A 13,106-nucleotide genomic window follows, 5' to 3' on the forward strand; every position below is an offset into this window, starting at 1 on the left:
CGCGGCGGGTCGCCACTATCGGCCTCGCGCCTAGAGCCGGCCCGCCACGTCCGCCGCGCGGCTGAGCTGGTCGACGTCCGAGCTCGTCGGGATGAGCTGCACCTCGTCGGTGCCGATGTCCTCGAACGTGCGCAGCACCGCCAGCAGCTCGTCCTCGGTGCCGGCCCACCCGGTCGTCGGCGCCATGGCGTCGACGTACTCCCCCGGTATCCAGTTCATATAGCGCCGTAGGTGACGATGTACCTGCGCCCGGGCCTGTTCGGGCGGGCCGAACGCGAACCAGAACGACGTCACCAGGTGGGGTTTGCCCTTGCCGGCCCGCGCCCATGCGTCGCGCGCGACGTCGAACAGCTCGTTCTGCTTGGCGACGTCCAGATCCAGGGTCGTCCCGGCCAGTCCTGCGGCCCAGGAAGCGGCGCTGCGGATGGTCTTCGGGCCGATGCTGCCCACGAACAGCGGCGGCCCACCGGGCTGCACTGGCGCCGGACCGACCGGCAAGACCGATTCGGTGAGCTTTTCCCCGGCCCACACCCGCTTCATCACGGCCACGCGCTCGGCCATGTCGCGCATGGTCTGCGTCGCCGGGTCGGCGCCGACGGCGTGGTAGTCCTCATGCCTGCCGCCCACGCCGATGCCCACGCTCAGCCGCCCGCCACAGAGCATGTCGCCGGTCGCGAGTGCCTTGGCCAGCATGACGGGGTCGTGCAGCTGCGGCACGATCACGGTCGTCAGCAGCCGCACCCGACGCGTCCAGGCGGCCAGCGCCCCCAGCAGGGTGAGGTTGTCCGGGTTGTCGAAGGCGATGCGCTCACCCCAGCACAGCGACGAGAACGGGCCGTCGTCAATCGCGCGCGCCCAGTTCTCCAAGATTCCCGCGTCCAAGTCCGGTTCCATGACCGGCAGCGTCATCGCAATCCGCACGACGGCGATTCTGGCACGGGGGTCAACTTCCCGGCGTGCAAGTGGCAGCATGGAGCAGATGGGTTTCACCAGCAGTTCCATCGCGCACGTCCGCCTCACTGTCACCGATATCGAGCGATCCCGGCAGTTCTACGAGAGCGTGTTCGGTTGGCCCGTCCTGCTGGAAGTGCCCGACAACGCCGACGACGCCACCCGCAAACAGCTGAGCTTCTTGTTCGGCGGCGTCATCTACGACCTCGGCGGCACCCTGCTCGGGCTGCGGCCCGTAGCGACGGACCGTTTCCACGAAGACCGCGCGGGGCTCGACCACATCGCGTTCCGGGTCGGCAGCAAGGACGAATTGGATTCCGCGGCAGCGCACCTGGACGAACTGGGCGTCACCCATGAGCCGGTGAAAGACATCGGACCGTCCTACATCCTGCAGTTCCGCGATCCCGACAACATCGCCCTGGAGCTCACCGCGCCGAAATAGGAGGAGGCCATGGCCATCAGTTTCAACCACACGATCGTCGCCGCCCGCGACAAACGCGAGTCCGCGGAATTCCTCACCGAATTGTTCGGTCTGCCCGACCCAAAACCGTTCGGCCACTTCATGGTTGTTCAACTGGAGCACGGCGCCAACCTCGATTATGCGGACGCTCCCGAGGGCGGGGAGATCCCGCGGCAGCACTACGCCTTCCTGGTTTCCGAGGAGGACTTCGACGCCATTTACGGCAAGATCTCCTCGCGTGGCCTGCCGCACTGGGCCGACCCGGGCGCCAAACGGCCCGGCGAGATCAACCACAATGACGGCGGCCGCGGGGTGTACTTCCGCGACCCCTCGGGACATGCGATGGAGATCCTCACCCGGCCGTACGGGTCGGGAAGCTGAATCGGTGCGGCGGTAGCGCCTATTCGCCGGCGCGCGGTGTGCCGTGCCGCACGCTCTCCTGCGTCCGATAGTCCTCGGCGAATTGCACGACATGCCTGGGCAGCGCGTTGGCGGCGACGTCGGCCAGGGTGGTTTCCTCCAGCACCGACCGCATGCTGGCACGCAGCGCCCGCCAGACGTCGGTGAGCGCCGCGGTCGGCCCGGAGTAGGGCAGGTCCCCGAGACCGATGTCGCGGACGCTGGCCAATGGTCCGTCGATGCAGCGCAGCACGTCGGCGATGCTGATCTCGTCGCCGGGACGGGCCAGTTCGTAGCCACCCTCCCGGCCGCGATGGCTTCTCACCAGGCGGTCGGTGCGCAGGTTGGTCAGGATGTCGACCAGGAACTGCGGCGGTATGCCCTGCGCTTGGGCCAAGTCGTCGGTTTTCACCAACGTCCCATGGGGGACCGTGGCGAGCTGGACCATGGCCCGCACCGCGTACTCCGCCTTCGCCGACATGCGCACTCTCAGGATTGTGCCACTCGGTGCAGGATTTTCGGCGCAGCCGGGTGGGCTCGGCGTGCTAACCGCGCGATTCGAGCAGATCGACGATGCTTTGCGCCTGCTCCTCGACGGTGCGGTCGGACGTCAGCCGCAGGTCGGGGTTGGCCGGCGGTTGATAAGGGCTGTTGATGCCGGTGAAGTGTGCGATCTCGCCGGCGCGCGCCTTCGCGTACAGCCCCTTCGGGTCACGCTGCTCGCATTCCTCGATGGAGGTGTCACAGAACACCTCGACGAAGTCGAACCCCGCTGCCGCGTGCACATTACGAGCCATTTCGCGTTGCTCGGTCAGCGGGCTGATGGCCGGCACCAGCACGACGTTGCCGCAATCGGCGAGCAACGTCGCCACATGCGCCAGTCGGCGCAGGTTCTCGGCCCGGTCGGCCATGCTGAAGCCCAAGTCGGCGTTCAGACCGTGGCGCAGGTTGTCGCCGTCGAGAACATAAGCGGGAGTGCCCTTTTCGAGCAACATCTGCTCGACCAGCATGGCCACCGACGATTTGCCCGAACCGGATAGGCCGGTGAACCATACGGTCCGCCCCCGCGGCCGGGCCTCGGCCACGGTTGACGACTTGTGCCGCACGGTGTTCGGGCTTGCCGCCTGCGCCGACACGTCACGCAGCACCATGCCCGCAGCAACGGTGCCGTTGGTGTGCGGGTCGATCAGGATGAACGAGCCGGTGCTGGCGTTGCGGGTGTACTCGTCGAGCAGAAGCGGAACCTGAGTGCGCAGCGATATTCGGCCAAGTTCGTTGAGCTGCAACGCCGTTGCGGCCTTGTCCCGATGTAGGGTGTTGACGTCGAGTCGGTAGTCCAGCCCGGTCACCCGCACGCGCGTGGTGCGGGTGGTGTGCTTGATGACGTACTCGCGGCCGGTCTCCAGCGTCGCGTCGTCGGCCATCCAGCACACGGTCGCGTCGAATTCCTGGGCCACCCGGGGCTGATTGTTGGTGCGCGCGATGAGATCACCGCGCGAGATATCGATCTGGTCGGCAAGGCTGATCGAGACGGCCATCGGCGGAAACGCTTCTTGGACTGGGCCGTTCGGGCCGCCGATCGCGGTGATCGTGGTGGTCTTGCCGATCGGCAGTACGACGACTTCGTCGCCCGGCCGCATCACACCGCTGGCCACGGTGCCGGCATAGCTGCGGTGGTCTTGATGCTCGCGGGTGTGTGGCCGGATGACGTACTGCACCGGGAACCGCACGTCGACCAAGTTCCGGTCCCCGGCGATGTAGACCTCCTCCAGATGCGACAACAGCGCGGGGCCCTCGTACCACGGCGTCTGGTCCGACTTGGTCACCACGTTGTCGCCGTGCAAGGCCGAAATCGGGATAGTCGCCACGTCGTGCACATCCAACCGCGCGGCGAAGGCGTGGAATTCGTCGCGGATTGCCTCGAATTTCTCTCTGTCCCAACCGATCAGGTCCATCTTGTTGACGGCGAGCACGATATGCTGGATGCCCAGCAACGACGCCAGGAAGGCGTGCCGGCGCGACTGCTCCAGCAAGCCGTGCCGGGCATCGACGAGCACGATCACGAGCTGGGCGGTCGACGCGCCGGTCACCATGTTGCGGGTGTATTGGATGTGACCCGGCGTGTCGGCGATGATGAATTTCCGCTTGGGGGTGGCGAAATAGCGGTAGGCGACGTCGATCGTGATGCCCTGTTCGCGTTCGGCACGCAAGCCGTCGGTCACCAGCGCCAGGTCGGTGTAGTCGTGGCCGCGCTCTTTGGACGTCTGCTCCACCGCGGCCCACTGGTCCTCCATGACGGCCTTGGAGTCGTAGAGCAGGCGCCCGATCAGCGTGGACTTGCCGTCGTCGACCGAGCCCGCGGTCGCGAGGCGAAGCAGCGTGGTGGGTGTGGCCATCAGAAATACCCCTGCCGTTTGCGGTCTTCCATGCCGGCTTCCGAGATTCGGTCGTCGGCCCTGGTGGCGCCCCGTTCGGTCAACCGCGACACCGCGGTCTCGGCGATCACCTCCTCGACCGTGACGGCCTCCGATTCCACGCATCCGGTGCAGGTGACGTCCCCGACGGTGCGGAAACGCACCGTCGCCTCGAACACCGGCTCGTCGTCGCGCGGTTGCATGTGCCGGTCGACCGCCAGCAGCATGCCGTCGCGGCGAAACACCTTGCGCCGGTGGGCGTAATAGATCGAGGGCAACGCAATGTTCTCCGCGCCGATGTAGGACCAGATGTCGAACTCGGTCCAGTTCGACAGCGGGAAGGCCCGGATGTGCTCGCCCTTGTGGTGCCGGCCGTTGTACAGGTTCCACAGCTCGGGCCGTTGCGCCTTCGGGTCCCACTGGCCGAACTCGTCGCGGAAGCTGAACACCCGCTCCTTGGCGCGGGCCTTCTCCTCGTCGCGGCGCGCTCCGCCGAACGCCGCGTCGAACTTGTTCTCCCGGATGGCGCGGAGCAGCGTCACGGTCTGGATCGAGTTGCGTCCCTGCGGTGGCTCGACGACGCGGCCTGCGTCGATGTCCTCCTGAACCGAGGCGACCACCAGGCGCACCCCATGCTCGGCGACCAGCTCATCGCGGGTGGCGATCACCTCGTCGAAGTTGTGGCCGGTGTCGACGTGCATCACCGGGAACGGCAACCGACCGGGCCGGAACGCCCGCAGCGCCAGGTGCAGCATGACGATGGAGTCCTTGCCGCCGGAGAACAGCAGAACGGGCCGCTCGAATTCGGCGGCCACCTCCCGGATGATGTGGATCGCTTCGGCCTCCAGCGAGCGCAGGTGGCTCAGCTCGTACTGGCCGGCGGCTGGAGCCGCCTTCAGATCGCTGGTCATAACTTCCTTGCTGATCTTGGTTGAACTGACCATATTTGGCATATTTGCCATCTATCGAATCAGCTAACCTCACGGGTGTCAAATTCGGGTTCAATATGGTCCGGGCACCAGCGATGGGATGCATTACGTCCGGGGCGACGGCAACCCCTTTTGCCGCTCGGGAACAGTACGAAAGCATGGGCGGATGACTACACCTTCCAAAGCTCCCAGCGGCCGCGACGTCATCTCGCAGTTCCTCCCCCAATCGCCGTTCGTTGCGAAGCTGGGCATTGTTGCCGACCGGCTCGATGGCCACGAGGTCAGGCTGCGGCTGCCGTGGGATCCCTCCAACGTGACGATCGGTGACATGGTGCACGGGGGCGCCATCGCCACACTCGCCGACGTCACCGTCATGGCGGCGGCCTGGTGCGGCTCGGAGGCGCCCCCGGAGCTGCGGGGCGTAACCGTCTCGATGGCGTTGGACTTCATGGCGCCGGCCCGCGCCACCGACGTGATCGGCGTAGGCCGGGTGCTGCGGCGCGGCCGGTCGCTGGTGAACTGCGAGGCGGAGGTCGTCGACGCGCACGGCAGGCTCGTCGCGAAGGCCCTCGCCACCTACAAGGTCGGCTGACCGCTAGACCTTGACTTCCTCCAGCTTGCCCGTCGCGACGTCGAAGACGAATCCGCGCGCGGATCCGTGCTTGGTCACGAACGGGCTGGCGTCGATGCGGCGCAACGACTGCCGGACATCCTCGGCAACGTCCGGGAACGATTCGGGGGCCCACGGCGGCTTGACGCCGGTCTCCTCTTGAATGGCGCGCTTGAATTCGTCGTCGGTGAAGGTGAGCATGCCGCAGTCGGTGTGGTGGATCAGGATGATCTCCGTGGTTCCCAGCAACCGCTGGCTGATCGCCAGCGAGCGGATGACGTCGTCGGTCACGACCCCGCCGGCGTTGCGGATGACGTGCGCCTCGCCCTCGTTGAGACCCAGGGCGCGGTAGACGTCGAGCCGGGCATCCATGCACGCCACGACCGCGACGTGTTTGCCCGGCGGCATCGGCAGCGGCCCGTGGAAGGTGCTCGCATACCGGGCGTTGTTGCCCAGGAAGTCATCGGTAACCGTCACGCAAGCCTCCTCGGAGTGTCGCGGCACGGAATTTGCTGCCTGCATCGGTGCCGCGGTGGATGTTAACAACGGGCCATCGATTATTGACGCATGAAAATCAGCCTGATCACAAGGATCGGGCCGCCGAACCGGGCCGGTCCGGGCCCGGCTCGTTAACCTGTCCCAATGCGAGGCGGGCGGTGCGGTCGGGGATGATTCGCTTCTTGGCGCGCCGGCTGCTCAACTACGTCGTGCTGCTGGCGCTGGCATCGTTTCTGACCTTCTGCCTCACATCGGTCGCCTTCCGGCCCCTGGACAGCCTGTTGCAGCGCAGTCCGCGCCCGCCGCAGTCGGTCATCGACGCCAAGGCGCACGCGCTCAACCTGGACAAGCCGATACCGATCCGCTACGCGCAGTGGGCCGCCCACGCCATTCGCGGCGACTTCGGCAAGACCATCACCGGCCAGCCCGTCGGCGCCACGCTGTGGCGGCGCGTCGGAGTCACCCTGCGGCTCCTGGTCGTCGGGTCGCTGGCGGGCACCGTCCTGGGCATCGCGGCCGGGGCCCGGGGAGCCATCCGCCAATACCGACTCAGCGACCGCCTCGTCACGATGATGGCGCTGCTGGTCCTGAGCACCCCGACGTTCGTCATCGCCAGCCTCTTGATCCTCGGCGCACTCCGGGTGAACTGGGCTTTCAGCGTGCACCTTTTCGACTACACCGGGGAAACGTCGCCGGGTGTGGCTGGTGGGGCCTGGCACCACCTGGTGGACCGGTTGCGCCATCTGATCCTGCCCACGCTCACCCTGACCCTGGCGGCCGCCGCCGGATACAGCCGTTATCAGCGCAACGCGATGCTCGACGTCCTGGGGCAGGACTTCATCCGAACGGCCCGCGCCAAAGGGCTCACCCGCCGCCGCGCGCTGGTGAAGCACGGGCTGCGCACGGCGCTGATACCCCTGGCCACCCTGTTCGCCTACGGTGTCGCCGGGCTGGTCACCGGCGCGGTGTTCGTGGAGAAGATCTTCGGCTGGCACGGCATGGGTGAATGGCTGGTGCAGGGCATCGCGACGCAGGACACCTACATCATCGCCGCGATCACGCTGTTTTCCGGCACCGTCGTGCTCCTGGCCGGCCTGCTCTCCGACGTCTTCTACGCCGCCCTCGACCCGAGAGTTCGGGTCTCATGACGGCCGAGCCCAAAGCTCAAGCCGCTCAAGGGATCTCCGCCCCAACGACCTCGGAGTTCACCTCGCGCCGCACCCTGGTGCTGCGCAGGTTCGTCCGCAACCGGTTGGCGGTCGCGGCGCTGGTGCTGCTGGTGCTGCTGTTCGTCGGTTGCTACACGCTGCCGGCGGTGCTGCCGTATTCCTACGACGACCTCGATTTCGACGCGCTGCTGCAACCGCCAAACAGCCGCCACTGGTTGGGCACCAACGCGCTGGGGCAGGACCTGCTGGCGCAGATCCTGCGGGGCATGCAGAAGTCGATGCTGATCGGTGTCTGCGTGGCGGTCATCTCGACCGGCATCGCCGCCACCGTCGGCTCGATCGCCGGCTATTTCGGTGGCTGGCGGGACCGCGCACTGATGTGGTTGGTCGACCTGCTGTTGGTGGTGCCCAGCTTCATCCTCATCGCCATCGTCACACCGCGAACCAAGAGCTCGGCCAACATCCTGATGCTCGTCCTGCTGCTCGCCGGCTTCGGCTGGATGATCAGCTCCCGGATGGTACGCGGCATGACCATGAGTCTGCGTGAACGCGAGTTCATCAGGGCCGCAAGGTACATGGGCGTGTCCAGTCGCCGGATAATCCTCCGCCACGTGGTACCCAACGTGGCCTCCATTCTCATCATCGACGCCGCCCTCAACGTCGCCTCGGCAATCCTGGCCGAGACCGGGCTGAGCTTTCTCGGTTTCGGCATCCAGCCGCCGGACGTGTCGCTGGGCACGTTGATCGCCAACGGCACCCAGTCCGCGACCACCTTCCCCTGGGTGTTCTTGTTTCCGGCGGGCGTTCTGGTACTGATCCTGGTGTGCGCCAACGTGACCGGCGACGGTCTGCGCGACGCGCTGGATCCCGGCAGCGGCATGCTGCGGGGGGTCGCCCGGTGACCGCGCTGCTCGAGGTGACCGATCTGGCCGTCAGTTTCCCGACGGACGGCAAACCGGTGACCGCGGTGCGCGGCATCAGCTACAGCATCGCCCCGGGCGAAGTCGTCGCCATGGTCGGCGAATCCGGCTCGGGAAAGTCGGTTTCCGCGATGGCGGTGGTGGGTCTGCTCCCGGAGTACGCGCAGGTGCGCGGCTCGGTGCGGTTGCACGATACCGAGTTGCTCGGTCTGGGCGACGATGCGATGTCGAGGTTTCGCGGCAAGACGGTCGGCATGGTGTTCCAGGATCCGATGTCGGCGCTCACACCCGTCTACACCGTCGGGGACCAGATCGCCGAGGCGATCGAGATCCACCAACCGCATGTGGGCAAAAAAGCCGCCCGCCGGCGCGCGGTGGAACTGCTCAATCTGGTCGGTATCGCTCAGCCCGAACGGCGTGCCCGCGCGTTCCCGCACGAACTGTCCGGCGGCGAGCGCCAGCGGGTGGTCATCGCGATCGCGATCGCCAACGACCCAGACCTGCTGATCTGCGACGAGCCCACCACCGCCCTGGACGTCACCGTGCAGGCGCAGATCCTCGAGGTGCTCAAGACAGCACGCGACATCACCGGCGCCGGGGTGCTGATCATCACCCACGACCTCGGCGTGGTCGCCGAGTTCGCCGACCGGGCGCTGGTGATGTACGCCGGCCGCGTCGTCGAATCCGCAGGCGTGAATGACCTTTACCGCGATCGCCAGATGCCCTACACCGTCGGTCTGCTGGGCTCGGTGCCGCGGCTCAATGCCGAGCAGGGCACCCGGCTGGTGCCCATCCCGGGCGCGCCCCCGTCGTTGATCGGGCTGGACCCGGGCTGCCCCTTCGCGACGCGCTGCCCCCTGGTCATCGACGAATGCCGCGCGGAGGAACCGGAGTTGCTCCCCGTGGGCGCCGATCACCTAGCGGCCTGCATCCGCACCGACCAGGTCAACGGACGCACCGCCGCGGAGATCTACGGGGTCAACACCGAGGCGCATACCACGGTGTCCGGCGACTCGCCGGTCGTCGTGCGGGTGCGCGATCTGGTCAAGACCTTTGCCCTGACCAAAGGCCTGGTATTGCGCCGCACCGTCGGGGAGGTACGCGCGGTCGACGGCGTCAGTTTCGAGTTGCGGGCGGGCCGCACCCTGGGCATCGTCGGCGAGTCCGGCTCGGGTAAGTCGACCACCCTCCACGAAATTCTGGAATTGGTTGCCCCGCAATCAGGTTCGATCGAAGTGCTGGGCACCGACGTGGCGACGCTGAGCGCGTCGAAACGACGCTCGCTGCGACGCGACATCCAGGTGGTGTTCCAAGACCCGGTGGCGGCACTGGACCCCCGGCTGCCGGTATCCGACCTGATCGCCGAGCCGTTGCTGGCCAACGACTTCGGTAAGAGCGAGACCAACGCGCGCGTCGCCGAGTTGCTCGACATCGTGGGATTGCGCCGAGCCGACGCCGCCCGATACCCCGCCGAGTTCTCCGGCGGGCAGAAGCAGCGCATCGGCATCGCGCGGGCGCTGGCGTTGCAGCCGAAGATCCTGGCGCTCGACGAGCCGGTCTCCGCCCTCGACGTCTCCATCCAGGCCGGCATCATCAACCTGCTGCTCGACCTGCAGGAGCGCTTCGGCCTGTCGTATCTCTTCGTATCCCATGACCTTTCGGTGGTCAGACACCTCGCGCACCACGTGGTGGTCATGTATGCCGGCACGATCGTCGAGCAAGGCGAGAGCCGGCAGGTGTTCGAAGACCCGCAGCACGAGTACACCCGGCGGCTGCTGGGCGCCGTGCCACAACCGGATCCGGGCAGACGTGTCTAGGCGGGTAGCGACGGCGATCGTCGCGACGGCGCTGGCGGTGTCCGGATGCTCACCGGCCATCAACCTGGCGCCCGAAAGCGGCCGCAGTGCCGAGATCGGCACCACCAGCGACATCAACCCACGGGACCCCGCCACCCTGCAAGACGGCGGCAGCCTGCGACTGGCGCTCAGCGACTTCCCGCCGAACTTCAACATCCTGCACATCGACGGCAATTCGGCCGAGGTCGCCGCGATGATGAAGGCCACCCTGCCGCGGGCCTTCATCATCGGCGCCGACGGCTCGACGGCTGTCGACACCGACTACTTCACCAGCGTCGAACTCACCGGGACCGCACCGCAAGTGGTGACCTACACGATCAACCCGCAGGCGGTGTGGTCCGACGGAACGCCGATTACGTGGGAAGACATCGCCAGCCAGATCCATGCGTTGAGCGGCGCCGACAAGACCTTTGAGATCGCCGGGCCCAGCGGGGCCGACCGTGTCGCGTCGGTCACCCGAGGTGTCGACGACCGGCAAGCCGTCGTGACCTTCGCCAAGCCGTACGCCGAGTGGCGTGGCATGTTCGCCGGCAACGGCATGCTGCTGCCCAGGAGCATGACGGCCACGCCGGAGGCGTTCAACAAGGGCCAACTCGATGGGCCCGGACCCTCGGCGGGCCCCTTCATCGTCACGTCACTGGACCGGACCACACAACGGATCGTGTTGTCCCGCAACCCGAAATGGTGGGGCGCCCGGCCACGGTTGGACAACATCACCTACCTGGTCCTCGATGACGCCGCGCGGCTGCCCGCCCTGCAGAACAACACCATCGACGCGACCGGCGTCGGCACCGTCGACCAGCTGACCATCGCTCGGCGCACGAAGGGGATTACGATCCGCCGCGCGCCCGCCCCGGCATGGTCTCACTTCACGTTCAACGGCGCCCCGGGGTCGATCCTGGCCGACAAGGCGCTGCGCCTCGCGGTGGCCAAAGGCATCGACCGCCGCACCATCGCCAAGGTCGTCCAATACGGCCTCACGAGTGATCCGGCGGCGTTGGGCAACCACATCTATGTCGCCGGGCAGGAGGGCTACCAGGACAACAGCGCGGTCGTCCCCTATGACCCGGACGAGGCCAAGCGGGAGCTCGATGCCCTGGGCTGGAGGTTGAACGGCCAGTTCCGCGAGAAGGACGGCCGCCCACTGGTCGTCCGCGATCTGTTCTATGACGCCCAGGGTAGCCGTCAGTTCGCCCAGATCGCCCAGCACAGCCTCGCGCAGATCGGCGTCAAGCTCGAACTGGTGTCCAGGTCCGGCAGCGGGTTCTTCACCAACTACATCAACGTCGGGGCTTTCGACATCGCCCAATTCGGTTGGCTCGGTGACGCTTTTCCGCTCTCGGCACTTACGCAGATCTACCTGTCGGGCGGGGAGAGCAACTTCGGCAAAATCGGCAGCCCGCAGATCGACGCGGCGATCGAGCGGACCCTGCAAGAACTCGATCCCGGCAAGGCGCAGGCGTTGGCCAACGATCTCGACAAACTCATCTGGGCCGAGGGGTTCAGCCTGCCGCTGACGCAGTCGCCCGGCGACGTCGCGGTCCGCAGCACGCTGGCGAATTTCGGCGCGCCCGGCCTGGGCGACCTCCGCTACACCGCCATCGGGTTCATGCGCGGCTGATCCGGCGTAGCCGCGCCGGGATCGGCAGCGCGCCCTCAATAGCGGCGGCCACCCCGATCGCCTTCCACAGCAGCCGCAGCTCGGGGCGCGCCGGAAGCGCGTCGAGCGCAGGCGCTTTCGCGGCGAGCCCGTCGAGCTCACCCCGCCACACCGCCCGGGCGATGGCGATCGCGGCGGGCTCGCGGAAGTCCAGCGCGCTGTGCGCCATGCTGGGCAGCTTCAACAGCACCGCGTTGGGCAGCAGCGCGGCTACCCGCTCGGCGACGGCCGGCGGCGTGATGAGGTCGCGGCCGCCGGAGACCACCGCGGTCGGCCAGGTGAAATGCGGCATCTCGGCCACCAGGTCGTACGGCTCGTCCTCGAAAGTCGCGGTCTGCGTGCGCGCTTCACGTTCCGCCACGGCGGGGTCGAGCGGTAGTCCGTCGGGCTCGGCAGCGTAGTTCAGTTCCCGGAACGCGATGCGGCTCACCAGGTCCTCCTCGTAGCGATAGGGCAGGTTGCTCAGCGTCGAGAACCGGGACAGCGCCCACCACAACAACTTTCGCCCATCCAGCAGCAGGTCGAGCTGTCGCTCGAGCAGCTCGGCGCCGCCGTAGCCATAGATCGTCGCCACGACCTGGGTGGCCGCCGCGGTCATCACCCCCGCGTCGACGAGCTTGCGCATTTTGGGCGCCAGCGCGGCGGTCTCGGGGCTGTCACCGCGAAGCAGCAGCCGACGGATCGCGTGGCGAACGATCACGACGTCATGCCGCGACAACAGCGGCGAATCCAGGATCATCGCCCGCACCCGGCCCGGATGGCGCACGCCGAAACCGGACGCGATGTAGGTGCCGTACGACGCGCCGTAGATGACGGCCGAGTCGACATGGGCGTCGTCGAGCACGGCGGCGATGTCATCGACGACCTGGTTCACCGTGATCGCCTCGGGGGGCAGATCCTCGCCGGAGTCGTCGTGGCGCGACATGCCCACTCCGCGGTGCTCGATCATGATGACGTCCAGGCCGGCAGCGGCCGCGCGACACCGCAGTCCCTTGTACATCTGCACCGACGCCACCCCAGGACCACCCGGGATGATGACCAGCGGGTGTGCCGACTTCCGGCCGGTGCGCACGTAGTACAGATCGAACTCTTCCGTGCTATCCGGCGAGACCGGCCGGCGCACGGGTCGCACACCGGGCAGTGCCGCGAGCTTCTCCTGCGCCCGGCGACGTTTCGCATTCATCGTCATCTGTGTCGGCCCACCATGATCCCATTCTGCCGGGACCGCCGGCGGGCACCG

13 protein-coding genes are annotated in these 13,106 nt (G+C 67.3%); 7 read left to right on the forward strand and 6 right to left on the reverse strand.

Translation table 11 applies throughout. From position 1 onward, the window contains the following. Positions 1-30: 30 nt before the first annotated feature. On the reverse strand, positions 31-909 hold the full coding sequence (locus G6N51_RS11885; RefSeq protein WP_083170134.1) for an LLM class flavin-dependent oxidoreductase: 879 nt from the start codon (positions 907-909) through the stop codon (positions 31-33). A 70-nt stretch (positions 910-979) separates the two neighbouring features. Here G6N51_RS11885 and G6N51_RS11890 point away from each other — a divergent pair, with 70 nt between their 5' ends. Both G6N51_RS11890 and G6N51_RS11895 read left to right on the forward strand, forming a co-directional pair. Further along, complete coding sequence (locus G6N51_RS11890) at positions 980-1,393, forward strand: VOC family protein (RefSeq protein ID WP_083170488.1); 414 nt, start codon at positions 980-982, stop codon at positions 1,391-1,393. Between the two features lie 9 nt (positions 1,394-1,402). Beyond that, positions 1,403-1,792, forward strand: coding sequence for a VOC family protein (locus G6N51_RS11895; RefSeq protein ID WP_083170132.1), 390 nt, complete (start codon positions 1,403-1,405; stop codon positions 1,790-1,792). Positions 1,793-1,811: 19 nt separating this feature from the next. Here G6N51_RS11895 and G6N51_RS11900 read toward each other — a convergent pair whose 3' ends face one another. The 3 genes from G6N51_RS11900 to cysD are packed head-to-tail and all read right to left on the reverse strand — an operon-like array spanning position 1,812 to position 5,186. Further along, positions 1,812-2,297 carry an Rrf2 family transcriptional regulator gene (locus G6N51_RS11900; RefSeq protein ID WP_083170130.1) on the reverse strand — a complete coding sequence of 162 codons (486 nt, stop codon included), beginning with the start codon at positions 2,295-2,297 and terminating at the stop codon, positions 1,812-1,814. A gap of 58 nt (positions 2,298-2,355) precedes the next feature. After that, positions 2,356-4,206, reverse strand: coding sequence for an adenylyl-sulfate kinase (gene cysC / locus G6N51_RS11905; RefSeq protein WP_083170128.1), 1,851 nt, complete (start codon positions 4,204-4,206; stop codon positions 2,356-2,358). Then, positions 4,206-5,186 carry a sulfate adenylyltransferase subunit CysD gene (gene cysD, locus G6N51_RS11910; RefSeq protein ID WP_142274885.1) on the reverse strand — a complete coding sequence of 327 codons (981 nt, stop codon included), beginning with the start codon at positions 5,184-5,186 and terminating at the stop codon, positions 4,206-4,208. Before cysD ends, cysC begins: the two co-directional genes overlap by 1 nt. A gap of 133 nt (positions 5,187-5,319) precedes the next feature. Between cysD and G6N51_RS11915 the strand changes: the two genes are divergently transcribed. After that, positions 5,320-5,745, forward strand: a complete 426-nt coding sequence (locus G6N51_RS11915; protein ID WP_083170126.1) for a PaaI family thioesterase — start codon at positions 5,320-5,322, stop codon at positions 5,743-5,745. A 3-nt stretch (positions 5,746-5,748) separates the two neighbouring features. On the opposite strand, the gene G6N51_RS11920 is transcribed toward G6N51_RS11915, so the two are convergent. After that, complete coding sequence (locus G6N51_RS11920; RefSeq protein WP_083170484.1) at positions 5,749-6,240, reverse strand: beta-class carbonic anhydrase; 492 nt, start codon at positions 6,238-6,240, stop codon at positions 5,749-5,751. Positions 6,241-6,431: 191 nt separating this feature from the next. On the opposite strand from G6N51_RS11920, the gene G6N51_RS11925 reads away from it, so the two are divergent. Genes G6N51_RS11925 through G6N51_RS11940 form a run of 4 tightly spaced genes read left to right on the forward strand, consistent with a single transcriptional unit; the run spans position 6,432 to position 11,827 of the window. Beyond that, complete coding sequence (locus G6N51_RS11925; protein ID WP_083170124.1) at positions 6,432-7,409, forward strand: ABC transporter permease; 978 nt, start codon at positions 6,432-6,434, stop codon at positions 7,407-7,409. Then, complete coding sequence (locus tag G6N51_RS11930; protein ID WP_083170122.1) at positions 7,406-8,332, forward strand: ABC transporter permease; 927 nt, start codon at positions 7,406-7,408, stop codon at positions 8,330-8,332. Before G6N51_RS11925 ends, G6N51_RS11930 begins: the two co-directional genes overlap by 4 nt. After that, positions 8,329-10,167, forward strand: a complete 1,839-nt coding sequence (locus tag G6N51_RS11935) for an ABC transporter ATP-binding protein (protein ID WP_083170120.1) — start codon at positions 8,329-8,331, stop codon at positions 10,165-10,167. Before G6N51_RS11930 ends, G6N51_RS11935 begins: the two co-directional genes overlap by 4 nt. Positions 10,168-10,183: 16 nt before the next feature. Then, positions 10,184-11,827: an ABC transporter family substrate-binding protein gene (locus G6N51_RS11940; protein WP_372510056.1), complete on the forward strand. Its 1,644-nt coding sequence runs from the start codon at positions 10,184-10,186 to the stop codon at positions 11,825-11,827. Here the strand turns inward: G6N51_RS11940 and G6N51_RS11945 are convergent. Then, positions 11,814-13,055: an alpha/beta hydrolase gene (locus G6N51_RS11945; RefSeq protein ID WP_083170118.1), complete on the reverse strand. Its 1,242-nt coding sequence runs from the start codon at positions 13,053-13,055 to the stop codon at positions 11,814-11,816. The two genes, G6N51_RS11940 and G6N51_RS11945, sit on opposite strands and share 14 nt — an antisense overlap. Positions 13,056-13,106: the final 51 nt, after the last annotated feature.

Source organism: Mycobacterium paraseoulense, assembly GCF_010731655.1.
In the GTDB taxonomy this organism is placed as follows: domain Bacteria; phylum Actinomycetota; class Actinomycetes; order Mycobacteriales; family Mycobacteriaceae; genus Mycobacterium; species Mycobacterium paraseoulense.

What these genes read in the sequence shown, in the direction of transcription:
- G6N51_RS11945 (WP_083170118.1), bottom strand. Translation starts at nt 13,055, where the DNA reads ATGACGATGAATGCGAAACGTCGCCGGGCGCAGGAGAAGCTCGCGGCA.
- G6N51_RS11890 (WP_083170488.1), top strand. Translation starts at nt 980, where the DNA reads ATGGGTTTCACCAGCAGTTCCATCGCGCACGTCCGCCTCACTGTCACC.
- G6N51_RS11885 (WP_083170134.1), bottom strand. Translation starts at nt 909, where the DNA reads ATGACGCTGCCGGTCATGGAACCGGACTTGGACGCGGGAATCTTGGAG.
- G6N51_RS11930 (WP_083170122.1), top strand. Translation starts at nt 7,406, where the DNA reads ATGACGGCCGAGCCCAAAGCTCAAGCCGCTCAAGGGATCTCCGCCCCA.
- cysC (WP_083170128.1), bottom strand. Translation starts at nt 4,206, where the DNA reads ATGGCCACACCCACCACGCTGCTTCGCCTCGCGACCGCGGGCTCGGTC.
- G6N51_RS11925 (WP_083170124.1), top strand. Translation starts at nt 6,432, where the DNA reads ATGATTCGCTTCTTGGCGCGCCGGCTGCTCAACTACGTCGTGCTGCTG.
- G6N51_RS11895 (WP_083170132.1), top strand. Translation starts at nt 1,403, where the DNA reads ATGGCCATCAGTTTCAACCACACGATCGTCGCCGCCCGCGACAAACGC.
- G6N51_RS11915 (WP_083170126.1), top strand. Translation starts at nt 5,320, where the DNA reads ATGACTACACCTTCCAAAGCTCCCAGCGGCCGCGACGTCATCTCGCAG.
- cysD (WP_142274885.1), bottom strand. Translation starts at nt 5,186, where the DNA reads ATGGCAAATATGCCAAATATGGTCAGTTCAACCAAGATCAGCAAGGAA.